This is a genomic window from Microbacterium sp. UCD-TDU (genome assembly GCF_000340625.1).
GTDB classification, from domain to species: Bacteria; Actinomycetota; Actinomycetes; order Actinomycetales; family Microbacteriaceae; genus Microbacterium; species Microbacterium maritypicum.
Window position 1 is genome coordinate 143,807 of record NZ_KB454446.1, and the last position, 24,150, is coordinate 167,956.

General features: G+C 69.8%; 21 protein-coding genes. 9 read left to right on the forward strand and 12 right to left on the reverse strand.

Annotated features, from left to right (window positions below; translation table 11 throughout):
* Positions 1-69: 69 nt before the first annotated feature.
* From eno to D514_RS23500, 5 genes are all read right to left on the reverse strand, one after another.
* Positions 70-1,350: a phosphopyruvate hydratase gene (gene eno / locus D514_RS23480; RefSeq protein WP_017828727.1), complete on the reverse strand. Its 1,281-nt coding sequence runs from the start codon at positions 1,348-1,350 to the stop codon at positions 70-72.
* A 132-nt stretch (positions 1,351-1,482) separates the two neighbouring features.
* Positions 1,483-2,142 (reverse strand): O-methyltransferase, encoded by a 660-nt coding sequence (locus D514_RS23485; protein ID WP_017828728.1) that lies wholly within the window; start codon positions 2,140-2,142, stop codon positions 1,483-1,485.
* A gap of 31 nt (positions 2,143-2,173) precedes the next feature.
* Positions 2,174-3,124, reverse strand: coding sequence for a CPBP family intramembrane glutamic endopeptidase (locus tag D514_RS23490; RefSeq protein ID WP_017828729.1), 951 nt, complete (start codon positions 3,122-3,124; stop codon positions 2,174-2,176).
* A complete protein-coding gene (locus tag D514_RS23495; RefSeq protein WP_017828730.1) occupies positions 3,121-4,191 on the reverse strand; it encodes a DUF1648 domain-containing protein in 1,071 nt (356 codons plus the stop codon). The genes D514_RS23490 and D514_RS23495 overlap by 4 nt, the downstream gene beginning before the upstream one ends.
* Positions 4,188-4,586 (reverse strand): GntR family transcriptional regulator, encoded by a 399-nt coding sequence (locus D514_RS23500; RefSeq protein ID WP_017828731.1) that lies wholly within the window; start codon positions 4,584-4,586, stop codon positions 4,188-4,190. Before D514_RS23500 ends, D514_RS23495 begins: the two co-directional genes overlap by 4 nt.
* A 108-nt stretch (positions 4,587-4,694) precedes the next feature.
* On the opposite strand from D514_RS23500, the gene D514_RS23505 reads away from it, so the two are divergent.
* The gene (locus D514_RS23505) at positions 4,695-5,165 is read left to right on the forward strand and encodes a PaaI family thioesterase (RefSeq protein ID WP_017828732.1); all 471 of its coding nucleotides are present in this window, start codon (positions 4,695-4,697) and stop codon (positions 5,163-5,165) included.
* Here the strand turns inward: D514_RS23505 and D514_RS23510 are convergent.
* A complete protein-coding gene (locus D514_RS23510) occupies positions 5,146-6,144 on the reverse strand; it encodes a LacI family DNA-binding transcriptional regulator (protein WP_017828733.1) in 999 nt (332 codons plus the stop codon). The genes D514_RS23505 and D514_RS23510 overlap by 20 nt on opposite strands.
* 103 nt (positions 6,145-6,247) lie before the next feature.
* On the opposite strand from D514_RS23510, the gene D514_RS23515 reads away from it, so the two are divergent.
* The 5 genes from D514_RS23515 to D514_RS23530 are packed head-to-tail and all read left to right on the forward strand — an operon-like array spanning position 6,248 to position 12,545.
* Positions 6,248-7,258, forward strand: coding sequence for an alpha/beta hydrolase (locus D514_RS23515; RefSeq protein WP_017828734.1), 1,011 nt, complete (start codon positions 6,248-6,250; stop codon positions 7,256-7,258).
* Positions 7,255-8,271 carry an alpha/beta hydrolase fold domain-containing protein gene (locus tag D514_RS0119010; protein ID WP_081603844.1) on the forward strand — a complete coding sequence of 339 codons (1,017 nt, stop codon included), beginning with the start codon at positions 7,255-7,257 and terminating at the stop codon, positions 8,269-8,271. The genes D514_RS23515 and D514_RS0119010 overlap by 4 nt, the downstream gene beginning before the upstream one ends.
* Positions 8,268-9,611 (forward strand): MFS transporter, encoded by a 1,344-nt coding sequence (locus D514_RS23520; protein ID WP_236610908.1) that lies wholly within the window; start codon positions 8,268-8,270, stop codon positions 9,609-9,611. Before D514_RS0119010 ends, D514_RS23520 begins: the two co-directional genes overlap by 4 nt.
* Positions 9,608-11,311, forward strand: coding sequence for a CocE/NonD family hydrolase (locus D514_RS23525; RefSeq protein ID WP_017828737.1), 1,704 nt, complete (start codon positions 9,608-9,610; stop codon positions 11,309-11,311). Before D514_RS23520 ends, D514_RS23525 begins: the two co-directional genes overlap by 4 nt.
* Before the next feature lie 4 nt (positions 11,312-11,315).
* Positions 11,316-12,545 carry an APC family permease gene (locus D514_RS23530; protein ID WP_017828738.1) on the forward strand — a complete coding sequence of 410 codons (1,230 nt, stop codon included), beginning with the start codon at positions 11,316-11,318 and terminating at the stop codon, positions 12,543-12,545.
* A gap of 43 nt (positions 12,546-12,588) precedes the next feature.
* Here the strand turns inward: D514_RS23530 and D514_RS23535 are convergent, their stop codons facing one another.
* Positions 12,589-13,383 carry a helix-turn-helix domain-containing protein gene (locus D514_RS23535; RefSeq protein WP_017828739.1) on the reverse strand — a complete coding sequence of 265 codons (795 nt, stop codon included), beginning with the start codon at positions 13,381-13,383 and terminating at the stop codon, positions 12,589-12,591.
* Between the two features lie 87 nt (positions 13,384-13,470).
* On the opposite strand from D514_RS23535, the gene D514_RS23540 reads away from it, so the two are divergent.
* Positions 13,471-14,016: a glyoxalase/bleomycin resistance/extradiol dioxygenase family protein gene (locus D514_RS23540; protein WP_017828740.1), complete on the forward strand. Its 546-nt coding sequence runs from the start codon at positions 13,471-13,473 to the stop codon at positions 14,014-14,016.
* On the opposite strand, the gene D514_RS23545 is transcribed toward D514_RS23540, so the two are convergent.
* From D514_RS23545 to nhaA, 4 genes are all read right to left on the reverse strand, one after another.
* Positions 13,985-14,806 (reverse strand): SGNH/GDSL hydrolase family protein, encoded by an 822-nt coding sequence (locus D514_RS23545; protein WP_031205498.1) that lies wholly within the window; start codon positions 14,804-14,806, stop codon positions 13,985-13,987. The genes D514_RS23540 and D514_RS23545 overlap by 32 nt on opposite strands.
* Positions 14,807-15,006: 200 nt before the next feature.
* Positions 15,007-16,257: a histidine--tRNA ligase gene (gene hisS, locus D514_RS23550; RefSeq protein ID WP_031205499.1), complete on the reverse strand. Its 1,251-nt coding sequence runs from the start codon at positions 16,255-16,257 to the stop codon at positions 15,007-15,009.
* Positions 16,258-16,325: 68 nt separating this feature from the next.
* The gene (locus tag D514_RS23555; RefSeq protein ID WP_017828743.1) at positions 16,326-16,985 is read right to left on the reverse strand and encodes a nucleoside triphosphate pyrophosphohydrolase; all 660 of its coding nucleotides are present in this window, start codon (positions 16,983-16,985) and stop codon (positions 16,326-16,328) included.
* Between the two features lie 51 nt (positions 16,986-17,036).
* On the reverse strand, positions 17,037-18,206 hold the full coding sequence (gene nhaA, locus D514_RS23560) for a Na+/H+ antiporter NhaA (protein ID WP_017828744.1): 1,170 nt from the start codon (positions 18,204-18,206) through the stop codon (positions 17,037-17,039).
* Between the two features lie 111 nt (positions 18,207-18,317).
* On the opposite strand from nhaA, the gene D514_RS23565 reads away from it, so the two are divergent.
* Positions 18,318-21,011: a phosphoenolpyruvate carboxylase gene (locus tag D514_RS23565; RefSeq protein WP_017828745.1), complete on the forward strand. Its 2,694-nt coding sequence runs from the start codon at positions 18,318-18,320 to the stop codon at positions 21,009-21,011.
* 132 nt (positions 21,012-21,143) lie between these two features.
* The gene (gene gdhA / locus D514_RS23570) at positions 21,144-22,514 is read left to right on the forward strand and encodes an NADP-specific glutamate dehydrogenase (protein WP_017828746.1); all 1,371 of its coding nucleotides are present in this window, start codon (positions 21,144-21,146) and stop codon (positions 22,512-22,514) included.
* Between the two features lie 84 nt (positions 22,515-22,598).
* Here the strand turns inward: gdhA and D514_RS23575 are convergent, their stop codons facing one another.
* Positions 22,599-24,026, reverse strand: coding sequence for an APC family permease (locus D514_RS23575; protein WP_186004809.1), 1,428 nt, complete (start codon positions 24,024-24,026; stop codon positions 22,599-22,601).
* Positions 24,027-24,150: the final 124 nt, after the last annotated feature.

The following is a 24,150-nucleotide window of genomic DNA, read 5'->3' on the forward strand; positions in this document are numbered from 1 at the left end:
CCTTCGTCGTGCCGCTTCAGCGGCGGTGTTCACCGCCGAGACGGCGGCTTCTTCGGTGTAGCGGTGCGCTCAGGCCTGGTAGCGCGGGAAAACGGAGCGGCCGGCGAAGACCGCGGCGTCGCCGAGCTCTTCCTCGATGCGCAGCAGCTGGTTGTACTTCGCGACGCGCTCGCTGCGCGCAGGAGCACCCGCCTTGATCTGTCCGGCGTTGGTCGCGACGACCAGGTCGGCGATCGTGGTGTCTTCGGTCTCACCCGAACGGTGCGAGAGCATCGCGGTGTAGCCGGAGCGCTGAGCGAGGCTGACCGCGTCGAACGTCTCGGTGAGCGTGCCGATCTGGTTGACCTTGACGAGCAGCGAGTTCGCGACGCCGCGCTTGATGCCATCGGCGAGACGCTGCGGGTTGGTGACGAACAGGTCGTCGCCGACCAGCTGCACCTTGCTGCCGAGCGCGTCGGTGAGGTGCTTCCAGTTGTCCCAGTCGTCTTCGGCGAGAGCATCTTCGATCGTGACGATCGGGAAGTCGTTGACGAGTCCGACGTAGTACTCGGTGAGCGCCGCGGCGTCCCAGTCCTTGTTGTCGAGACGGTAGACGCCGTCCTTGAAGAACTCGGTCGCGGCGACGTCGAGGCCGAGGGCGATGTCGGTGCCCGGCGTGAAGCCGGCCTTCTCGATCGCCTTCACCAGGAAGTCCAGTCCCTCGCGGTTGCTGGGCAGGTCGGGAGCGAAGCCGCCCTCGTCGCCGAGGCCGGTCGCGTAGCCCGCGGCCTTGAGCTCTGCACGCAGCACGTGGTAGGTCTCGACGCCCCAGCGGAGCGCCTCGGAGTAGGTCTGCGCACCGATCGGGGCGAGGAAGAACTCCTGCATGTCGATGCCGTTGTCGGCGTGCTCGCCACCGTTGATGACGTTGAACAGCGGAACGGGCAGCACGTGCGCGTTCGGGCCGCCCAGGTAGCGGAAGAGCGGGAGGTCGGCCGAGTCGGCCGCTGCCTTCGCGACGGCGAGGCTGACGCCGAGGATGGCGTTGGCTCCGACGCGCTTCTTGTTCTCGGTGCCGTCGACCTCGATCAGGATCTCGTCGACGATGCGCTGCTCGCTCGCCTCGACACCTTCGATCGCCGGTCCGAGCTCGTCGATGATGGCCTCGACGGCCTTGAGCACGCCCTTGCCGCCGTAACGGCTCTTGTCTCCGTCGCGGAGCTCGTACGCCTCGAACGCGCCCGTGGATGCGCCGGACGGCACGGCCGCCCGCTGCACGATGCCGTCGTCGAGGAGGACCTCCACCTCAACGGTCGGGTTTCCGCGCGAGTCGAGAATCTCGCGTGCGCCTACAGCCTCGATCAGTGCCACTGATGTGCTCCTTGCTCAGGGGGAAAACGTTGTGTGGAGCGTCGTCGATCCGCGCTCAGTCTAGCCCGGCCCTCCGACAGGATCAGGGACTCGACCGACAGGTTCGCGCACACGTACCCGCCGCCGTCGATATCAGACGACCACGGCGATGGCGAAGCCGTCCCAGCCCTTCACGCCGACGGTCTGCAGGGCGGTGGCGTCGAATCGCGGGTCCTCCCCCAGCATCCGCAGTCCCTCACGCGTGCCGACGACCTTGGGGTCGGTGCTGTCGTCGCGGACGATCTCGCCTTCACGCCCGATGTTGTCGAGCACGACCACGGTGCCGGGGTGGCCGAGCTTCGCCGCCCAGTCGAGGTAGATCGTGTTCGACTCCTTGTCGGCGTCGATGAACACCAGGTCGAACCCGCCGACCAGCGTGGGGAGCACATCCACCCCCCGACCCACACGGATGTCGACGCGGTCGCCGACGCCGGCGGCATCGATGCTGGCGCGGGCGACCGCCGCGTTGTCGGACTCCGCCTCGATGGTCACGAGGCGCCCTCCGGGACCGACGGCGCGAGCGAGCCAGATCGTGGAGTAGCCGCCGAGCGTGCCGACCTCCAGCACCCGCCGCGCACCGCTGATGCGGACCAGGAGGTTCAGCAGCTTGCCGGCGACAGGAGCCACCTCGATCTCGGGCAGGCCCGCCTCGCGCTGCGCGCTGAGCGCCGACTCCAGATCCGCATCGGGTCCGACGAGCAGATCGGAGAGGAAGGCGTCGGCTTCGGACCAGGCAGCGGGGGTGGATTCCATGGCCTCAGCCAACCCCCGCCGCTGCCGTCCGTCAAGACCGCGGTGCGGAGAGCAGGCGCCCCGGAGCATCGGAGAGCTCGGGCTGGGCGCGGAACTGCCCGGTCAGCACCAGCACGACAGTGAGGAGGGCGAGGACGACCCACGTCGCCACGCCGAGCGGTCCGGCCAGGGCCATGTCGGGCTGCGTCGCGGCGACGATGAGGACGAACCCCGCCGCGGCGTTCAGCGAGCCGTGCGCGATGACCGCCGGCCACACGGACGCCGAGCGCAGGCGCAGCCACCCGAGCAGAATGCCCCAGGCCACGCATCCGCCGATCATGAACAGCACGCCGGTGAGGTCGGTGCGCCCGAAGTTGTAGCCGAGAAGGATGACCGGGCTGTGCCACGCGCCCCACATCACCCCGCTGAGGATCAGGGCCGGCCAGGTGCCGAGCGGGCGCAGCGCCGGAAGCAGCCAGCCGCGCCAGCCGAGCTCCTCGCCGAAGGCGAACAGGCTGTTGAACAGCCCGCCGACGGGGATCATCGCGAGCTGCGCGAACACGATGACCTGGACAGGAGGCAGCGGTGTGCCGGCCGGGACGGCCTTCTCGAGTTCGGCGGCGAAGGCCGCGAACGTCAGATCGAGCTGCACGAATCCGAGCGCGGCGGAAAGCAGGATGCCCAGACCCACCAGAAGTGGCGGAACGAGCCAGCCGGCGACCATGAGCCAGATCACCCGCTTCGCCGGCCGCATCGGCCACAGTCCGAGGAACCGTGCACGCTGGCCGCGCGCGGGGACGCGCATCACGAACGTCACGACGAGGGCTGCCACCGCGGGTGTGAACATCATCACCGGCAGCAGGAGGACCGAGATCGGCTCAGCGAGACCGTCGCCCAGCCACAACGGCAGCGCCACCAGCCAGGCGAGGGCGAAGGAGACCGCAACGAAGACGATCACCGCGGTCCACGGCACGCGGTGCGTGTGCAGGGTCTGGTCGTTCATGAGGTCGCCTTTCCGGAGTCGGTCGAGGAGGTGCCGGGTGTTCGCGAGCGGTCGACATAGGCCTGCAGCAGCGCCGCGGCTTCTTCCGCGCCGTCGATCGTCACGATGAACGGCCGTCTCTCGCGGCGGGAGACCTCGATCGCCGAGCCGCGCCGCATGACGATGCCGGACCGTCCGTCGACGCCGATGCGCCACCCCCAGCCGCCGAACTCCGCGAACGGCGAGATCTCGACGGCGCGCACCGACTCGATCTCGTCGAGTGGGATGCGGATGCGCGGCCACCTCAGCAGGGCCCGCGCCGAGAAGCCCTCCGGCGTGACCTTGACACGGAAGGAAGCTGTCGCCGCCAGCGCGAAGCCCACGAAGAGCACCACCACGGCGACGATCCATCCGCCCTCGACACCGGTGCCGAGCATGAACGCACCGAGCGCGACCAGGCCGAGGAGCACGAGGAACAGGAAAGCGAGCGCGCCGCGTGGCATGGTCGTCGTGGCGACCCACACGACGCGTTCCCCCTCCGCCACGTTCACGGCATACCGCGGCTCCAGCGTGCGCCCGCGTTCGGGGCGGACGCGGGGCTGCACGGCCCAGGCGATCCCGCCGACGGCCACGAGCCCGGCGAAGGCCAGTGCGAAGGTCTCGCCGACGCCCGGCACGTCGGAGACATCGGTGAGGTCGCGCTGGATCGCGAGGGATCCGAGACTCAGGATCGCCGCCAGTGCGGCCATGCCCGCGGCGAGCGCGCCCATGAGGCGGGCGGTGCCGCCCCAGTGCGCACCGGCGGAAACGAGCGTCGCGACCGCCATCAGCACCGGCAGCCCGATCCCGAGCCCGATGAGGAGCCAGAGGTACGTGGACGGCGCCCCGAATCCGTCGGCACCGCTCGGACCCCAATGGGTCGCGACCTGTGCCGGCAGCGTGGGCAACCAGGTGAGGAGGATGACGACGGCGACGGCGGTGATCACGATCGGCACGATCACCGCGACGAGGAAGAAGGCCACTCGTGCGCGTCGCAGCAGTTGCGGCGGGGTGCGGGTGAGGTCGTGGGTGGCGTCACGATGGGTCATGGCGAATCCTCCTCGGGGTTCTCGATCGGGTCCATGCCGGTGCGGGCGTCACGGTGCGCATGAACGATGCCGGCGAGCGTGTCGGCGGAGACGCCGAGTGCCGCGGCACGGCGCACCAGATCGTCGATGTCGTTGGCGAGTTCTGCGAGCGGCGCGGCCGAGGCAGCGATCACCGCTCCCCTGCCGCGACGCAGGTCGACCAGACCCTCGTCACGCAGTCGCTGGTACGCATGCAGCACGGTGTGCTGGTTGATGTCGAGTGCTTCGGCGACATCGCGTGCCGCGGGAAGGCGATCGCCCGGAGCGAGGACCCCGGTGAGGATGTCGGAGCGGATGGAGGCCGCGACCTGGTCGTACAGCGCACGGGGGCTGTCGGTATCGACACGGATGAGCATCCGATCCTTCTCTCGTGGAATCGCTATTTATTCTATGCGAACTATAACAACTGTGACAACCCTCCAGACGTCTTTGTCGCTCTCTGCTCGTTCCTCCACACTGGCGTGATGCGCATCACTCCCCGCCGTCTCGCGATCGGCATGAGCCTGTGGATCCCCAACCTCTTCAGCGGCATCCGCATCCGCCGCTTCAGCGAGGATTGGACCCACGCCACGGTCGAGCTCCACGTGAACGTCTTCACCCGCAACTACGTCAAGACCGCGTTCGGCGGCTCGATGTCGGCGATGACCGACCCGTACTTCTTCATGCTGGTGATGCATCAGCTCGGACGCGACCACGTCGTGTGGGACACGCGGGGAGAAATCGAGTTCCTCAAGCCCGGCCGTGGGGTGCTCACGGCCGAGTTCGAGGTGTCGAAGGAGAAGGCGGAGGAGATCCGCGAGCGTGCACGGGGCGGAGCCAAGGTGCTCGAGTGGTTCGAGACCGTCATCACCGACCGGGAGGGCGACGTCGTCGCGAGAGTACGGCGCGAGGTCTACATCCGGGAGAAGAAGCGCGTCACGGCTTCCCAGGGCTGACCGCGAGCGTCGACGACCTCGCGATCAGGGTGGGGGCGAGCCGGAGGGTGCGGTGAGCGGTCGATGCCCCCGACACCAGACCGAGGACGAGTTCGAGAGCCGCGTGCCCGCTCTCCTCGAACGGCTGTCGCACGGTCGTGAGATCGAGCGCCTCGGCGACCTCGCCGTCGTCGTAGCCGACGACCGCGAGCGGGGCGGTGCCGGGATCCGCTCGTAGCGCCGCGAGCACCTCGACAGCGAACTGGTCGTGGTTCGCGACGATCGCCGTCGCACCCGCGGCTCGGGCCGCAGCGATCACCCGGCCATCGACCGCGGAGGGCTCGGCGACGGCGAGATCGGTCATCGCCAGATGCTGGGTCAGCCCCTCGATACGGAGCATCCCCGCCGACACGTAGGCCGGCGAGCGCTGCGGCTCGTGCACGAAGAGGACGCGGCGATGCCCGAGCTCGGCGAGGTGGCGCCCGATCTGCGCACCACCGTCGCGATCGTCGACGAGGACGACCGGACCGTCCACGTCCGACCGCGTCGGCACTACGTCGACGTAGACGACCGGGATGCGCGCCGCCCTGCTCGCCCGGCGTGCGGCCCCGCCCAGCGGAACCCCCATCACCACGAGCCCGGTGGCATCCGTGCGCGTGGGCAGGACGTCGAGCAGCGGCTCGTCGGCAGCCGCGGCGGAATCGAGGTCGTACGGGATGATGTCCACGGCCGCGTCCCTCGCCCGACGGAGCATTCCGGACAGGCGGCGCAGGTACGAGGGGTAGGTGGTGAACGGTGCGGCGACCGCGATGCGCGCGGCTCCGACACGTCGACCCTGTGCCATCCGGTACCCGAGCGCTGTGGCCGCGGCGACGATGCGCTCGCGGGTCTCGGGTCGCACCCGATGCGGGGCGCTCACCGCCAGCGACACGGTGGAGATGCTCACTCCGGCGCGCTCCGCGACGTCGTAGATGGTGACCCGTCCCGGTCGTGCGCGCATGGTCGGACTTCCTTCTTCATCGAAGTTCTTCGATTGCCCAGACTAGGTCGGAACCCGCACGATCGGAACCCGTCGGTGCGGAACTCGTCGAAGGAGATGACCGATGCCGACGCCCCGGTCCCGATTCCAGCGTCCGACGCTCGACAGCGCGGTCGCCGCGTGGGAGGAGCGAGTCGCTCCGCTGCTCGAAGACGAACCCGCAGACCCCGCAGGACGACGCCGAGTCGCTGCGCGCAACGACGACACCGTGAGCGCCGCGCTCGGGATCGCGCCGCTCCCTACGGCCTCGGAAGAGCACACGGTTCCGGTCGACGGACATCCCGACGTGCGCGTCCGCGTGTACTGGCCCGGCGAGGAGCGCGCGCCGGCGGGATCGGGCCTTCCCGTGCTGGTCTACTACTACGGCGGAGGATTCACGATCGCCGGGATCGACTGGGTCTCCTGGGACGCCCGCTTCCGTGTGAGAGCGCGGGATGCGGGGATCGTGATCGTCGCAGCCGACTACGCCCACGCACCAGAGCAGCGATTCCCCGCGCAACCGGAGCAGTGCTGGTCGGCGTTCGAATGGACCCGCGCCCACGCGGAGGAGCTGGGTGGGTCGCCGGAGCGGATGGCCGTGGGCGGAGCATCGTCGGGAGGCGACCTCGCCGCGGCCGTGACACTCATGAACCGCGATCGCTCGGCGCATCCGATAGTCCTGCAGCTGCTGGAGAACCCTGCGCTGGATCTGACCATGGGGCACGCCGACATGCGCGGCATCGATGCGCGCATGCCAGGAGTGATCGTGCGCGCGGCCGGCCGCACCCTGGTTCGGCAGTACCTCGGAGACGACACCGCCCTCGCCCGCCTCCCCTACGCCTCGCCGCTGCGAGCCACGTCGCACGAGGGGCTCCCTCCCGCACTCATCCTCACCTCCGAACTCGATCCCCTGCGGGGCGACGGAGAGGCCTACGCCCGCGCGCTCTCCGCCGCAGGCGTGCCCGTGACCGCGATGCGCTTCATCGGGCAGACCCACGGCTCGCTCGGCTCGACCGGATACGTGCCCGCCGCAGACGTCGCGCACCGTCTCGTCGTCTCGGAGCTGCGCACGCTGCACGCGAGAGGGGCGGCATGAGCGAACAGGAATACCGCCAGCCGCCGTTGAGTGCCGAGATCCTGGAGTGGATCCAGCGCATCCGCGAGCTCTCCCCGACCCTTCCCGACCTCGAGGCCCCCGAGCCGGGAGCACGACGCCGGGCGCAGCGGGAGTTGAGCGACCTCCTGGCGGTGGAGTTCACCGAAGCGGTTCCCGCAGGCGTGCTGGTCGACGACCTCGTGGTCGCCGGCGGGACGGGTCCGCTGCGCGCGCGTCGATTCCGACCAGGATCGTCGACCGGTGCACTGCCGACGATGTTGTGGCTGCACGGCGGCGGCTGGACCGGCGGCACGATCGACGAGCTTCTCAACGAGCGCCTGTGCGCTGATCGCTCCCTGCGCTCCGCGGTGCAGATCATCGCGCTGGAGTACCGGCTGGCGCCCGAGCATCCCTTCCCGGCTCCGGTCGACGACGCCGTCGCCGCACTCGCCGACATCCGGGAGCGCGCCGACGAGCTGGCGGTCGACGCGCACCGACTCGGCGTCGGCGGCAACTCCGCCGGCGCGACGATAGCGGCCACGACGGCCCTGCGCATGCGCGACGCCGGAACGCCCCTGCACCACCAGACGCTCGAAGTTCTCCCCGCGGCGCTGCGGATCGTCGGGGACTCTATGCACCGCTACCTGCGCCCGGCCGACAGGCAAAGCGTCGAACAGCTCGCCGAGGTCTATCGCGCCGGAGCTCCCCTCGCAGAGTCCTCTCCGCTGGACGCGCCGGATCACCGGCGGCTCGCCCCCGCGCTGATCCTCGCCGCCGAGTTCGATCCCCTGCGGGACGGGGCCACCGCCTATGCCGATGCGCTGCGGAAGGCAGGGGTCCCCGTCAGGCTGCGCATCGGACCCGGCCACGATCACGCCTCCCCCGGTCTCACCCGCCGCTGGGAGGGCGCTCGGATGTGGCGCGACGTGGTGGTCGCCGAGCTCGCCGACGCCTACGACACGACCCCCCTCCCGATCGCCGATCCGGCGCTGACCACCGGTACGCACCCGTGACCACTCCACACCCCGACCCCGACCCCGACCCGGAGACGATGATGTCCACCCATGCAGTCGATCCTGTCTTCCCCGCGGACCCCGCTCCGCCGCTCACCGCCGATGCGATCCCGGGACAGCGCCAGACGCGCTGGTTCTGGATCTCCTTCGTGCTCGCCTGGCTCGGATCCGGCATCGCCCAGGGCGTCGCCAGCGTCGCGATCCCCCAGCTCCTCAAGGAGTGGGATCCCGATCGGGCGACGGGCGACCTCAGCATCATCCTCACGCTCGGCGGGGCCGCCATCCTCATCACGACGCCGATCTTCGGCCGCCTCAGCGACCGCTCGATGTCGAGGCTCGGCATCCGTCGGCCGTGGATCCTCTCCGGCTCTCTGATCGCCCTGGCCGGATACGCGGTGCAGGCCACTGCCCCGTCGCTCCTCGTGCTCGCTGTCGGCACGATCCTGGTGCTCGTGGGGTGGGGCGCGGTCTCGATGACCGTGCACACCCTCTTCGCCGACCAGATCCGCCGCAGCATCCGCGCCATCATGTCGGCCGTCACCGGCGCCGCCACCGCGATCGGGATCCTGGGCGGCGTCTCCCTCGCGGGCGCCGTCGCCCCGATCGGTCAGGTCGGCATGTTCCTGATCCCGGGCGGACTCGCCGTCGTCCTGGCGATCACTCTGTTCTTCACCCTGAAGGACATCCGTCGCCTGGAACCCGCGGAGCCGATGGACTGGAGCGGAGTCCTGGACACCTTCTGGTTGAGCCCGCGCCGCTACCCCGACTTCGCCTGGGCATGGGTGTGCCGCTTCTTCATGACCGCATCGATCGTGTCGGTCACGAGCTACCTCTACCTGACGATCTCCGGACGCTTCGGGATCGACGACCCGACCCAGATCGCCGCCGTGCAGACGCAGGCCACCGCGGCCTTCACCCTGATGAACCTGGTGATGGCGTTCGTCTTCGGCGTGATCTCCGATCGGACAGGGCGCCGCAAGCCGAGCGTGATCATCGGCGCTCTCGCGAGCGCTGGCGGGCTGGTGCTGGCGATCTCGTTCGGAGACATCGCGTTCTTCCTCGTCGGCATCGCGATCGTCGGAGCCGGGCAGGGAGCGTACATCGCGGCAGACGTCGCCCTGATGACGGAGTGCCTCCCCTCCGTCGAGGACGCCGGCAAGGACCTCGGCATCGTGGCGCTCGCGTACCTGCTGCCGGGCATCCTCGTACCCGTTTTCGGATTCTTCGCCACCCGAATAGGCTCGCCGACAGGTGAGAACTTCGCGGCCCTCTACATCGGCGCGGTCGTGATGGCCGTGATCGCCGCGTTCGCGGTCACCCGAGTGAAGGGCGTGCGATGACCGATGCTCCCTGTCTCGGCGGCGCAGCCCGTCGCGAGTACCGGCGCCTGAACCGCGCCGCGGACATGCCTCCGCGGACGCACCACGAGGTCGTTCGGGCAGCCGGCATCCCCGTCCCGGCGGACGACGGCACCACGCTCCTCACCGACCATTGGCATGCGGAGGGAGCCGGCGGGCACACCGTGCTGATCCGCACTCCGTACGGTCGCGACGGCATCGCCGGGGTGGCGCTCTTCCTCGCCGAACGCGGGCACCATGTGGTGGTGCAGAGCTGCCGCGGCACGTTCGGTTCGGGCGGTGCGTTCGATCCGCTGCACGACGAGGTCGCCGACGGGCAGGCGACCATGCGCTGGTTGCGCGCGCAGACGTGGGCGACCGGCCGTGTGCACTCCTGGGGCGGAAGCTACTTCGGCGTGACACAGTGGGCCTACTGCGACGGCGACGAGCGTCCCGACGCCCTGGGCATCGCGATCTCCGCACGACGCTTCGACGACGCGATCCTCTACCCGGGCGGCGGATTCTCGATCGACACTCCACTCACCTGGGCCTACGCGCTGGACATCCAGGAACGATCGCTGCCGTCGAAGGCCTGGGCGCTGCTGCGCGCCCGCAGCGCCTTCCGCCGTGGGGCGCTCGCGATTCCCCCCTCGGAGGCGGTGCGCGTGGCGCGTGACGCGGACCCGCAGTTCTTCCGCGACTGGGTCGAGCACAGCGAGCACGGCGACCCGTGGTGGGAGCCGATGCACTTCGCGCAGGATGTGGAGACCATCCCGCCCGTGACGCTCGTCGCCGGATGGCAGGACCTGTTCCTGGTCGGTCAGCTGGCGGACTACGCCGCCCTCCGCGACGCGGACCGCCCGGTGCGCCTCATCATCGGCGACTGGGTGCACGGCGCTCCGGAGATCACCGTCATCGGGGTCCGCGAGGCGCTGCGCTCCTTCACCGCGGACGCGGCCACGAACGGCGTGCGCCTCGACGTGACCGGAGGCGGAGGGCGGCGGGAGCTTCCGAGCTGGCCTCCGCCGCACACGGCGATGACCGTGACCCTCACCGCCGACGGACGACTCGACCGGAGCGGTGCCGAGCACCCCGCCGCCGACCTGACGTACCGCTACGACCCTGCGGATCCGACCCCGGACGGCGGCGGACGCACGCTCAATCCGTTCTCCGCAGGACGACGCAGACAGCGCGTCCGCGAACGCCGGGACGATGTACTCGTGTTCACCGGCGATCCGCTCCCGGAAGACCTGCTGGTCATCGGAGTGCCCGAGATCGCCCTGCCGTTCTCGTCGTCCCATCCCCGCGCGGACCTGTTCGTGCGTCTCTGCGAGGTCGACACCCGGGGCATCTCGCGGGCGGTCACCGACGGGTATCGACGGCTCTCCCCCGACGATGCGGGAATCGACGGTGCGAGTACCGACGGTACCGGCACCGTGCGGCTCGAACTCGCGCCCCTCGCCCACCGCTTCGCCGCCGGGTCGCGTCTGCGCGTGCAGGTGTCGTCCGGCGCCCACCCTCTGCATCTGCGCAACCCCGGGACGGACGATCCGGTGCGCGATCACTCGCGCCTGCTCGCCAGCGAACAGACCGTGCGTGTGGGAGGCTCCGATCCCGCCACCCTCACACTGCCCGCCGAGGTGACGGCCCCGGCCCACGCAGGAGCCGCGTCACCCCCCGTTCACCGTCGCGTGCCACGATGACGGGATGCCCCTCGCCCGTCGCCTGACTCTCGCGGATGCGGTCGCCATCGGCCTCGGCTCGATGATCGGCGCCGGCGTCTTCGCGGTGTGGGCTCCCGCGATCGGCGTCGCCGGGAGCGGCATCCTCATCGCTCTCGCGATCGCCGCCGTGGTCGCATACTGCAACGCCACCTCGTCGGCGCAGCTCGCCGCAGCGCACCCCGTCGCCGGTGGCACGTACGCCTACGCCCGCGCGGAGATCGGTCCCTGGTGGGGCTTCATCGCGGGATGGAGCTTCGTGATCGGCAAGATCGCCAGCTGCGCGGCCATGGCCATGACCTTCGCCGCGTATGCGGTCCCGGCCGGCTGGCAGGTGCCCGTCGCCGTCGCGGCGGTCGTGCTCCTCGCCGTCGTGAACTGCTTCGGTGTGACCCGCACGGCCCTGGTCACCCGCATCCTCGTCGTGTGCTCGCTGCTCGGGCTCGCGGTCGCAGTCGGGTTCGGATTCGCAGCCACCCCGACCGCCTCTCCCACCCCGCTGCCCGATGCCACGGTCTACGGGGTGCTCCAGGGCGCCGGGCTGCTGTTCTTCGCGTTCGCCGGCTACGCCCGCATCGCGACGATGGGCGAAGAGGTCGTCGATCCCGCGCGCACGATCCCCCGCGCCATCGTGTTCGCCCTGGGGGGCGCGGTCGTCGTCTATGCACTGGTCGGTGCGGTCGTCGTGCTCGTTCTCGGCGCCGATGTGGTCGGTTCGACGGCACCGCTGGTCGACCTGCTCACCGCCGCCGGCGCATCGGCGTGGACTCCGGTTCTTCGCGTGGCAGCGGCTGCCGCCTCGCTCGGCGCTCTCCTGGCGCTGCTGACCGGAATCGGCCGCACGACTCTGGCTATGGCCCGCGAGGGCGATGTTCCTCGATTCCTCGCGAAGATCGACCGGCGCCATCAGGTTCCGCAGCGCGCCGAGATCGCCATCGCTCTCATCGTGATCGCCATCGTGCTCGTCGCCGACCTGCGCGGCGCCATCGGTTTCTCGTCCTTCGGCGTGCTCCTCTACTACCTGATCGCGAATGCAGCCGCCTTCCGGCAGACGGGGCGCGCACGACGCTACCCACGAGTCGTCCAGGTTCTCGGAGCCCTCGGATGCCTGGTCCTGATGAACACCCTGCCCGTGTTCGCGTCGCTGGTCGGAACCGCCGTGGTGCTCCTCGGCGTGGGATACCGGGTGCTACGGCTGCGGTTCACGCGGGCGTGAGAGGTGAGAACTGTGCGGGGCCGAGACTCACACCGCTCTGAGGTCAGCCGATCGCCTCGGAGCGGTAGGCCCGTGGGGCGATCCCGAGCACGGTCTGGAAGTCGCGCGTGAGGTGCGCATGATCCGCGTAGCCGAGTTCGGCGGCGATCGAGGCCAGATCGACTCCCGGCTCCTCGCGCACACGCTGCGCCGCCTCCTGCAACCGCCGACGCCGGATCATCGCGGCGGGTGAGAGGCCGACATAGCGGTGCGTCATCCGCTGCACGGTGCGCACCGAGACGGCGAGCCTGGTCGCCGCCTCCTCCGGGGTGAGCGCCGGGTCATCGCCCATCAGCACGTCCATCACCGCGTTGGCCTGGCGTGCAGGATCGCCGATCGGCGACGCGCGCTCTTCGAGCCAGCGGGAGAAGGCCTCGACCGCACGCTCTCTGTGCCTCTCGTCCGAGCCCATCGCCGAGACGACGGCATCGCGAAGCGCGGCGACATCGCCGGCCTCGTGGTCGAGCACCCGCTCGCCGTCGACCAGGGACGACGGATCCTCGATCAGCGCACCGACCGCCGCCGGTCGCAGAAGTGCACCGACCGCCCATCCGCTCCCCCGCAGGTCGCGGTGCGACGCGCGGGTCGTCGCGCCCGACAGCGTCACGGCTTCCGCATCGACGACGAGGTTGAGGGCCGGATAGGCGACGATCTCCTGCTGCGAGGAGCGCCCTGGTGCGATGTCCCACTCCGGGATCCAGAACCATGCGACCAGACCCGTCGCCGCCGACGGTGCCGGCAGCCGGTGGAACTGCGGAAGGCGAGCGGGATACAGCACACCACGGGTCGGATTCACCATGCGCCCAGCGTAGGGTCCACCGCCGACGCCCGAAGGCTGTCGCGGATCTTCAAGTCACCGGTACCTCGCCCGGCCTAGCGTGGCGGCATGAGCACCGACAGCACCACGACACACGACACCCCCACGACCGGCGCGAGCGGCACGTACACGACGAACGGCCGCCCGAACAGCGCCACCTCGCTCACTCCCTTCCTGGCGATCCCGGATGCGAAGCAGGCGATCGAGTTCTACCGCGATGTCTTCGGCGCACGCGTCGTCGATGTGACCGAGTTCGGCGGAGTCGTCGCCCATGCCGACCTCGACTTCGGTCTCGGCCTGCTCCAGCTCGGAGAGCCGAACCCCGAGTACCGCCTCGTGCCCTCGCCCGAGGGCGACGACGACTGCTACTCGATGGGGCTGTACGTCTCCGACGTCGATGCGGTCGTCGAGAAGGCCGTCGCCGCGGGAGCGACCGTGCGCGAAGCCCCGGCACCCTTCGTCTCGGGCGACCGGTTCGCCAGCATCCGCGACCCGTTCGGGGTGCGCTGGTCGGTCATGACCCGTGTGGAGGACATCTCCGACGAGGAGAGCAGCCGCCGGGTGGCGGAATGGGCGGCCTCGTTCAGCGCGGCACCGGCAGACGGCGCGAGCTGAGCGATGCCTCGGCCGCACGGCACACCGCGGGAAGCAGCGCCTCGGCTGTGCGGCGATAGCCCAGCGCGCTCGGGTGGAAGCGGTCGAGGCTGAACATCGCCTCGGGCTCGTCGAAGAACATCGGTCCCACCGCTCGACGCAGATCGACCGGTTCGGCGCCCGCCCGCCGTGCCGTCTCGTCCTGGACCTCGGCCAGACGACGGGACAGGCTGGAGGCGAGGCGGCGGAGAGGTTGCGGCACCGCGCGCAGCGCACCGAGGTCGGGGCAGGTGCCCACGACGACCTCGGCCCCTCTCTCCCGCAGCCGGTGGATCGTGTCGTGCAGGTGCTGTGCGGACAGCGCCACGGGCACCCGGTGCGTCACGTCGTTCCCTCCGACGACGATCACGGCCACGTGCGGACGGTAATCCGTGGGCAGGGCATCGAGTTGGCCGGGGAGATCGGGCGACTCCGAGCCGACGACGGCGACCGTGCGCAGCCGCACCGGCCGATGCATCCGGCGTCCCGTCGCCTTCGCCAGCCGCCCGCCGAGGGTCTCCTTGCGATGCTCGGCCCCGAGGCCTGCGGCGATCGAGTCGCCGAGTACGAGCAGTTCGAGGGGCTCTCCGTCGAGACCTCGACGCCACAGGCGATCCGCGTCGAGCGCGTCCTCACCCAGCGGCTTCCCGATCCGCCGTCGTGCGAGCGCCGCCTGCTGCCGGAGCACGAGACGGAGGCCGACCAGGAGCGCGACGAGTGCCACCCCGACCAGGACAGGCGGCACGACGACCGGTATCCGAACGCGACTCACGCCCCGATTCCACCCCGACATCGTGAACGCGGCGTGAACGGGAGCAAGGATGCCCCGTCATTCCGGGTGCACCTGTCGGGCCTTCGTGCGGATGTCGGGCAGAACCACGGCGATTCCCCCGACATCCGTGCATCCACCCGACAGGTGTCCGGTGCGGCTGACCAAACCAGACCACACCGGGCCCCACCAAGGCGGACCGGTCAGGACAGCGGCTTGAGCTCCAGCTCGCCGGTGCCGACGGAGACGGTCGCGAAGGCGGTGTAGCCGTCGGCCGCCGAACGCTCGAGCAGCGCCTTGACGTTCTTGGTGCGTCGCTCGAGCCGCACCCTCGCGCCCCCTGCGATCAGCGCCGCCTTGTGCCGGACGAGCTCGTGCACCGCAACGTCGGCATCGTGGATGAGCACGACGGCCTGTGCGGTGGCATCGGCCTCGTCGGCGATCAGGTCGACGAGGCGTTCGAAGCCGAGCGAGAAGCCCACGGCGGGAACCTGCTGTCCGAGGAAGCGGCCGATCATGCCGTCATAGCGACCGCCACCGCCGAGCGAGTAGCCGACCGAGGGGTGCGCGAGCTCGAAGATCGTGCCGGTGTAGTACCCCATGCCGCGCACGAGGAACGGATCGAAGACCAGCGGGATGTCGGACTGCCCCCGCCCTGCGGCGACCGCCTCGCCGATTCCGACCAGGTGCTCGACCAACTCGGTCGGGGCACCATCGGGGAGCGCCTTGCGGATCTGCCGCTCGCCGAACGGGGTGTACTCCATGGTCTGCGGGCGACGCAGGAACGCATCGAACGCGTCGGCGGCTGCGGTGGAGGCGCTGCGCTCACGCAGCTCGGCCGCCACGCCCTCGGGCCCGATCTTGTCGAGCTTGTCGATCGTGATGAGCACCCCGGGGCGCTCCTCGGCGGTGAACCCGAAACTGTCCAGCATCCAATCCAGCACCCGACGGTCGTTGATCCGCACGGTCGCACCTTCGAGCCCCAGCGCGTCGACCGCGTCGAGCGAGGCGACCATCAGCTCGGCCTCGGCGCGCGACGAGTCATCTCCCATGATGTCGATGTCGCACTGCACGAACTGGCGGTAGCGCCCCTTCTGCGGGCGTTCGGCGCGCCAGACCGGACCGATCTGGATCGAGCGGAACACCGTGGGCAGCTGGCCGCGGTTGCTGGCGTAGAAGCGCGCGAGCGGCACGGTCAGGTCGTAGCGCAGGCCGAGGTCCGAGAGGGCGGCCGGATCGTCGGCGGCAGCGCGGATCGCGTCGGCATCGAGGCCGCGGCGCAGGATGTTGTACGACAGCTTCTCGTTGTCGCCGCCGATGCCGGCGTGCAGGCGGTCGTAGTCCTCGACGACGGGCGTCTCGATCTCGTCGAATCCATGCGCGCGGTAGCGCTCGCGGATGACGGAGAGCACGCGCTCACGGCGGGCCTTGTCGGCGGGGAGGATGTCGCGCATGCCGCGCGGCGGGTTCACGGTAGCCACGGTTCCATCTTCCCAGGTCTGCCGACGCCCCCGTGCCGGGATCAGGATGCGGCTTCGGCGGCCCGCACGTCGTCTTCCAGCACGCGCAACCGCTCGCGCAGCGCCCGCTCGGCATCCCAGCCCTGCGCACGCGCCGTCGCCACCAGTGCCAGGAGCGCCTCACCGAGCTCGTCCTCCGATGCCGGGGCGGCGGCGGACTCCACCGCGACGCCCACTCCCGCGGCGCGACCGGCGAGCTTCTGGGCGAGCGCGAGCGCCGGCATCCCCCGCGGCACACCGTCGAGCACGCTGCGGCGGGTGCGCTTCTCCGCCGCCTTCGCGGCGTTCCAGTGCACCAGCACCTGCTCCGGCGTCTCGGCCACCTCACCGGCGAACACATGCGGATGCCGACGCACCATCTTCTCGGTGAGCGTGCGTGCCACGTCGTCGATGTCGAAGGGATCGTCCGGGTCCTGTGCCGCGATCGCCGAATGGAACAGCACCTGCCAGAGCAGATCCCCCAGCTCCTCGCGGAGGTCGTCGCGGCTGCCGCTCTCGACAGCGTCGATCACCTCGTGCGACTCCTCGATCAGGTACGGCACGAGGTCGCGGTGTGTGATCCGCTGCGACCACACGCAACGCTCCCGGACGGCGTGCATGGTCTCGGCTGCCTGGCGCAGCGGATCGGCAGCGTCCGCTGCGGCCGGGGACTCAGAGCTCACGCTTCCTCCTTGCAGGGACCCGGCCGGAAGCGGCGAGGGCCGGAACATTCCTCACGACGATGCGGACGCGACCCGACGGTACCAGCGCGCCCGCAGGGAGACGATGATCCCGGAGAGCACGAGAGCGATCAACGACCCCACCAGCACACCGAGGATCGCCTGGTCCCTGATGCCGCCATCGTCGGCGAAGGCGAGGTTCGCCAGCAGCAGCGAGACGGTGAAGCCGATACCGCCGAGGGCACCGGCGGCGAGGATGTCGGCGAACGGCAGCGCAGGATCGGCACCCTTCGGACGGATGCGCATCGCGAGCCAGCCGAACAGCGAGATGCCGATGATCTTGCCCACGGGCAGCGCGACCACGATCGCCCAGAAGGCCGGCGACAGCTCGGTGATCGAGACGGCGGGGATCACCACGAACGCCGCGACGAAGGCGAACAGCGGCAGGATGGCCCCGTTCACGGTCGGCTCGAGTGCGTGCCTGGTGCGCCCGGCCGGCACGGGCGACATCACGAGACCCAGCAGCACGCCGGCGATCGTGGCGTGGATGCCGGAGGAGGCGACCAGTCCCCAGGTGATCACGCCGACCAGGGCCATGGCGACAGCGATCAGCGGGTGGCCCTTGGCATGCAGCAGCCTGCTCAGCGCCCAGAACACGGCCACCCCGACGATCGCGAGCCCGAACAGCAGCCACTGCACGTCATCGGCGAACAGCACGGCGATGAAGATGATGCCGATGATGTCGTCGAGGATCGCGAGGGCGAGCAGGAAAACGCGGACGCGCGAGGGCAGCCCCTTGCCGAACATCGCCAGCACGCCGAGGGCGAACGCGATGTCGGTCGCTGTGGGGATGGGCCAGCCCGGAGCCGTCGTGCTGTCGCCGCCGGCGATCAGCAGGTACACCGCGATCGGGACCAGCACGCCGCCGGTCGCCGCGATGGCGGGCTGCACGGCCTTTCGCGGGGAGTCGAGCTCGCCGTGGGTCAGTTCGTGGCGCAGCTCGATGGCCACGACGAGGAAGAAGACGGCGAGAAGGCCGTCGGACACCCAGTGCGCGATCGACAGGTCCAGGGCCGTGCCGGGGATCGCGATATGGAGGTCGAGGAAGGCGGCGAGCGCGTCGTGCGTCGGCAGGTTCGCGAGCAGGAGTCCGAGGCCGGCCGCGATGAGGAGGAGGACGGCAGGGAACTGCTGCCCGCGGAGGGGGTTCGCTGAGATGCGCATTCCCCCCATCGTAGGTCGCCGACAGGCCGCGGCGCCTCCCGTCATCGCCCCGTCGTGAAGCAGACCGTCATGCGTGCAGGACACCCCTCCGACGAGGGATACTCTCGAAGTGTGACCCCCGCACACTCCTTCTCCGAGCCCACGAACACCGAGGCCATCCGCGTGATCGGCCGATTCGAAGCAGGCCGCGGCATCCCCGATGCCATGCGCACCGATGTCAGGATGCTCGGGCAGCTGCTCGGGCAGGTGCTGCGCGAAGCCGGCGGCGACGACCTCTTCGAAGACGTCGAACGGCTGCGTCTGGCGACGATCCAGGCCTATGACGAGGAGACCTCCGACGCCTTCGAGCGCGCCGCGGCGATCGCCGAGTCGTTCACGGTGGCGCGGGCCGACGAGGTCGCGCGCGCGTTCACCTGCTACTTCCACCTGGTGAACCTCGCCGAGGAGCACCAGCGCGTGCGCGTACTGCGCGAGCGCGCCGGACAGCCGGGCAGGGAGGACGCCACCGACACCGTTGCAACCGCGTACGCGCGGCTGCGCACCGAGGTCGGCGACGACGAGGCCCGCCGCCGACTGGAGGGGCTCCGCTTCCACCCGGTCTTCACGGCGCATCCCACCGAGGCCCGCCGCCGCGCGGTGTCGTCGAGCATCCGCCGCCTGTCCGAGCTGCTCACCCAGCACGATGCCGCGAGCGAGGGCGGCTCGGAGGAGCACCGTGCCCGCCGCCGGATGCTGGAGGAGATCGACACCCTCTGGCGCACCGCCCCGCTGCGGTCGCAGAAGCCCTCCCCGACCGACGAGGTCCGCACCGTGATGGGAGTGTTCGACGAGACGCTCTTCACGACGGTGCCGCACGTGTACCGCCGCATCGACGATGCGCTCCGCGGAGAGGACTCCGGCGCCACCGCCCCGGTCGTCCCCGCCTTCGTGCGCATCGGCTCCTGGGTGGGCGGCGACCGCGACGGGAACCCCTTCGTGACGGCATCCGTGACCCGCGAGGCCTCGCAGATCGCGGCCGATCATGTGCTGCGTGGTCTCGAGCGCGCACTCGATCGCATCGGCCGCACCCTCACTCTCGCCTCCGACGACACTCCGCCGAGCGTCGAGGTCACGGCGCTGTGGGAGCGGTTCGCCGCCGCTGAGCCGAACCTGGCGGCCGAACTCGCCACCCGCTCGCCCGACGAGCCGCACCGTCGCGTGCTGCTGGTGCTGGCCCGTCGCGTCGCCGCGACCCGTCACGGTGACAGCACCCAGGCGTATTCGCGTCCTGAGGAACTGCTCGCGGACCTGCGCGCGGTGCAGTCCTCGCTCGCGGACGCCGGAGCGAAGCGGCACGCGTTCGGTGGCGTGCAGCACCTGATCTGGCAGGTCGAGACTTACGGCTTCCACCTCACGGAGCTAGAGGTGCGCCAGCACTCCCAGGTGCATGCGAAGGCCCTGGCCGAGCTCGATGCCGGTGAGGGCGTCAGCGCGCAGACCGAGGAGGTGCTGGAGGTGTTCCGCGCGATCGCGGACATCCAGAACGACCGTGGCCTGCGCGCCGCCGGGCGCTACGTCGTCTCCTTCACCCAGGCGGCTTCCGACCTCGCGAACGTGCACCGTCTCGCCCACTACGCGCTCGGTGACGACGCCCCGGTGCTCGACGTGGTGCCGCTGTTCGAGACGTTCGCCGATCTGCAGGCGGCACCCGGCATCCTCGCAGAGGCCGTGACGTTCCCCGAGTTCCGCGAGCGCATGGCCGCCACCGGCAATCGGCTCGAGGTCATGCTCGGCTACTCGGACTCGTCGAAGGACGTCGGCCCCGTCGCTGCGAACCTCGCCCTCTACGAGGCGCAGGAGAAGATCGCACGGTGGGCGCAGGAATCCGACATCGAGCTGACCCTCTTCCACGGTCGCGGCGGTGCGCTCGGCCGCGGCGGCGGGCCCGCCAACTCCGCGATCCTCGCGCAGCCGCCGCACTCGGTCGACGGCCGGTTCAAGCTCACCGAACAGGGCGAGGTCATCTTCGCCCGCTACGGCGAGCCCGCGATCGCCATGCGGCACATCGACCAGGTCGCGGCGGCGACGCTGCTGGCCTCCTCCCCCACCGAGGAGGAGCGCACGAGCCGAGCGGCCGCCCGCTATGCCGAGGTCGCCTCGATCATGGACGCGGCCTCCCGGGAGCGCTTCTTCTCGCTCGTGAAGGCGGAGGGCTTCGCCCCGTGGTTCGCCACCGTGACCCCGATGGAGGAGATCGGGCTGCTGGCTCTCGGCTCCCGCCCCGCCCGCCGAGGGCTCTCGGTCGAGTCGCTGGAAGACCTGCGGGCCATCCCGTGGGTGTTCGCCTGGACGCAGGCCCGCATCAACCTCGCCGGATGGTTCGGACTCGGCACCGCCCTGGACGCGGTGGGCGACGAGGAGCTGCTCGTGGAGGCGTACCGGGAGTGGCCGCTGCTTCGCACCATGATCGACAACGTCGCGATGAGTCTCGCCAAGACCGACGAGCGCATCGCCCGTCAGTACCTGGCCCTCGGCGGCCGCGACGATCTGGCACAGCTCGTGCTCGACGAGCTCGCGACCACGCGGCGCTGGGTGATCCGTCTCACCGGGGGCGAGAGCCTGCTCGAGAACAAGCCCGTGCTGCAGCGCGCCGTGCAGCTGCGCAGCCCCTACGTCGACGCGCTCTCGCTGCTGCAGCTGCGAGCGCTGCGGGCCCTCCGCTCCGCCGCAGAGGATCCGACCGGCTCCGGCGCCGACCCGGAACAGCAGCGTCTACTGCTGCTGTCCGTCAGCGGTGTGGCCGCCGGCCTGCAGAACACCGGGTGACCGACGTCGCCACCGACCGAGCGGGAACCCTCGCTTTCGGTGCCCACTAGAGTGAAATCTCTGCCGGATCCGGCACAGCCTCACGCGACACGATCGCCTGCACCACCATCCCCCACCAGAAAGCTCTTCCGCGTGACCGCTACGTCTCCCGTCGACTTCCATCCGCTCGCCGCATCCGTGCAGCCCGTCTTCGACACGGTGCTCTCCCGCAGCCCGTACGAGCCGGAGTTCCACCAGGCCGTCCACGAGGTGCTGCACTCGATCGCACCCGTGCTGGAGCGCCACCCGGAATACGTCGACGGCGGCATCCTCGAGCGACTCGTCGAGCCCGAGCGCCAGATCCTCTTCCGCGTGCCGTGGATCGACGACGCCGGCAGGCTCCAGGTCAACCGCGGCTACCGCATCCAGTTCTCCTCCGTGCTCGGCCCGTACAAGGGCGGACTGCGCTTCCACCCCTCGGTGAACCTGTCGATCATCAAGTTCCTCGGTTTCGAGCAGATCTTCAAGAACGCGCTCACCGGCCAGGGCATCGGCGGCGGCAAGGGCGGCTCCGACTTCGACCCGCACGGAAAGTCCGATGCCGAGGTCATGCGCTTCTGCCAGTCGTTCATGAACGAGCTCTACCGTCACCTCGGCGAGCACACCGATGTGCCTGCGGGCGACATCGGCGTCGGCGGCCGCGAGATCGGCTACCTCTTCGGCCAGTACCGCAAGGTCACCAACCGGCACGAGTCCGGCATGTTCACCGGCAAGGGGACGGGGTGGGGAGGTGCAGAGGTGCGCACCGAGGCCACCGGGTACGGCGCGGTGTTCTTCGCGCAGGAGATGCTCGCCGTGCACAGCGACTCCCTCACCGGCAAGCGCGTGGGCATCTCGGGATCGGGCAACGTCGCGATCTATGCGATCCAGAAGGCCACCCAGCTCGGCGCCACCGCGGTGACGGCCTCCGACTCCTCCGGCTACGTCGTCGACGACGCCGGCATCGACCTCGACCTGCTGCGTCAGATCAAGGAGGTCGAGCGCGCCCGCATCGTCGAGTACGCCAACCGCCGCCCGAGCGCCCGCTTCGTCGAAGGCGGCAGCGTGTGGGAGGTCCCGGTCGACATCGCCGTCCCCTCCGCCACCCAGAACGAGGTCAGCCTCGCCGACGCCCAGGCCCTGATCGCGAACGGCGTGCGCGCCGTGTCCGAGGGCGCGAACATGCCGTGCGTGCCGGATGCGGTCGAGGCGTTCCAGAAGGCCGGCGTGCTGTTCGCCCCCGGAAAGGCCGCGAACGCCGGTGGCGTCGCGACCTCCGCGCTCGAGATGAGCCAGAACGCCTCGCGTCAGCGCTGGAGCTTCGGCGACAGCGAGAACAAGCTGCGCGAGATCATGGCCGACATCCACGATGCGGCCTTCGACGCCGCGGAGCGCCACGATGTCGCTGGCGACTACGTCGCCGGCGCCAACATCGCCGGCTTCGAGCGCGTCGCTGCGGCGATGCTCGCCCAGGGCGTCATCTGACCCCTTCCTGGACACAGGTTCCTCGACACGAGAAGAGCCGCCTCCCTTCCGGGGAGGCGGCTCTTCTCGTGTCGGGATGTCGGGTCAGCTCTCGTCGACCGGAACCTTGACGACCTTGTTGTATCCGGTCACCGCCTGGTTCTCGTCGAAGGCGACGACCTTCTTGCGGAAGCCCTTCGTGATGATGGCGAGGTAGACGACCCCGATCGCGGTCCACACCAGGCCGCCGCGCAGGGCGTCTTCGTGCAGGTTCGCCCAGAGCAGACCGGTGAGCACCATGCCGATGCCGGGCATCACGATGAAGCTGAAGATGTCGCCTGGAGTCTTGCGACGGCCCTTGCGGATGGCGAACCACGCGATCACCGAGATGTTGACGAAGGTGAAGGCGATCAGCGCGCCGAAGTTGATCCACGCGGCGATCAGCTCGAGGGTGAACGGGATGGCCAGCAGCGAGATGGCGCCGACCAGAACGATGTTGAAGGTCGGGGTGTGGGTGCGTGGGTTGATGTAGCCGAACGCCCGCTGCGGCAGCACGTTGTTACGGCCCATCACCAGCAGCATCCGCGACACCGAGGCGTGCGAAGCCAAGCCGGAGGCGAGGGTGGCGCAGAAGCCGGCCGCTGTCAGCACCGCCATGAGCACGGGGCCACCGACCAGGTTGCCGATGACCGGCAGCGTGGAGTCCTCGACGAACTGCATGTCACCGCCCGGCGCGAACTCGTTCCAGTCGGGGAAGCGCAGCTGCGTGAGGTAGCCGGAGATGAGGAAGATCGCGCCGCCCAGAAGCACCGTCAGCAGGATGGCCTTGGGCATGATCTTCGGATCCTTGGCCTCTTCCGCGTACATCGTCACGGCGTCGAAGCCGATGAACGAGAAGCACACGATCGTGGCGCCCATCAGCACCGCGCCCATCGTGGCGCCGTCGTGGAAGAACGGGGTCATCGAGGCCACGGTCGCGGCGCCGTCGCCGCGCATCAGTTGCGCGATCACCATCACCACGAAGACGACCATCACGATGATCGAGAACACGAGCAGGATCATGTTCAGGTTCGAGGTGCCGCGCATCGTCAGGTAGATGATGCTCGTGACGAGGATGCAGTACAGCACGACCCAGATCCACCCGGGGATCTCGGGGAAGAGCGCCTCGAGATAGCTGCGGATGATGAGGCAGTTCACCATCGGCAGCAGCACGTAGTCGATCAGCGACGTCCAACCGACCATGAAGCCGAGGTTCGGATGGATCGATTCGCGCACGTAGGTGTAGGCGGATCCGGCACTCGGGATCGCGCTGGAGATCTTGCCGTAGCTGATGGCGGTGAAGACCATCACGACCAGCGCGACCAGGTACGCCGCCGGAACGACGTTGTCGGTGTCACGGGCGACCATGCCGAAGGTGTCGAAGACGACCGTCGGTGTCATGTAGCCGAGCCCGAGCCCGACGATGGCCCACAACCCCAGATTTCGTCGGAGCGTCCCTCCGCCTTGCGCCAGCGGCTTCGTCTTCGTTGCCATGGGTACTCCTCGGGGAACAGCGCATGGGTCGGACTTCGGATCGTCCGACGCTGAGGAACAGTATGGACCGGAGGTAATCGCCAGCGCTACGACGAATTCGGTTCGAAATACGCTTTTAACAATC

Bases quoted from the DNA above. Each gene is read 5' to 3' on its own strand.
- D514_RS23495 (WP_017828730.1), bottom strand. From the start codon at position 4,191: ATGACCCATCGTGACGCCACCCACGACCTCACCCGCACCCCGCCGCAA.
- D514_RS23510 (WP_017828733.1), bottom strand. From the start codon at position 6,144: ATGCGCGCACGACCGGGACGGGTCACCATCTACGACGTCGCGGAGCGC.
- D514_RS23525 (WP_017828737.1), top strand. From the start codon at position 9,608: ATGACCGATGCTCCCTGTCTCGGCGGCGCAGCCCGTCGCGAGTACCGG.
- D514_RS23490 (WP_017828729.1), bottom strand. From the start codon at position 3,124: ATGAACGACCAGACCCTGCACACGCACCGCGTGCCGTGGACCGCGGTG.
- hisS (WP_031205499.1), bottom strand. From the start codon at position 16,257: ATGCGCGACATCCTCCCCGCCGACAAGGCCCGCCGTGAGCGCGTGCTC.
- D514_RS23515 (WP_017828734.1), top strand. From the start codon at position 6,248: ATGCCGACGCCCCGGTCCCGATTCCAGCGTCCGACGCTCGACAGCGCG.
- D514_RS23500 (WP_017828731.1), bottom strand. From the start codon at position 4,586: ATGCTCATCCGTGTCGATACCGACAGCCCCCGTGCGCTGTACGACCAG.
- D514_RS23535 (WP_017828739.1), bottom strand. From the start codon at position 13,383: ATGGTGAATCCGACCCGTGGTGTGCTGTATCCCGCTCGCCTTCCGCAG.
- D514_RS23505 (WP_017828732.1), top strand. From the start codon at position 4,695: ATGCGCATCACTCCCCGCCGTCTCGCGATCGGCATGAGCCTGTGGATC.
- D514_RS23485 (WP_017828728.1), bottom strand. From the start codon at position 2,142: ATGGAATCCACCCCCGCTGCCTGGTCCGAAGCCGACGCCTTCCTCTCC.
- nhaA (WP_017828744.1), bottom strand. From the start codon at position 18,206: ATGCGCATCTCAGCGAACCCCCTCCGCGGGCAGCAGTTCCCTGCCGTC.
- D514_RS0119010 (WP_081603844.1), top strand. From the start codon at position 7,255: ATGAGCGAACAGGAATACCGCCAGCCGCCGTTGAGTGCCGAGATCCTG.
- D514_RS23530 (WP_017828738.1), top strand. From the start codon at position 11,316: ATGCCCCTCGCCCGTCGCCTGACTCTCGCGGATGCGGTCGCCATCGGC.
- D514_RS23540 (WP_017828740.1), top strand. From the start codon at position 13,471: ATGAGCACCGACAGCACCACGACACACGACACCCCCACGACCGGCGCG.
- D514_RS23575 (WP_186004809.1), bottom strand. From the start codon at position 24,026: ATGGCAACGAAGACGAAGCCGCTGGCGCAAGGCGGAGGGACGCTCCGA.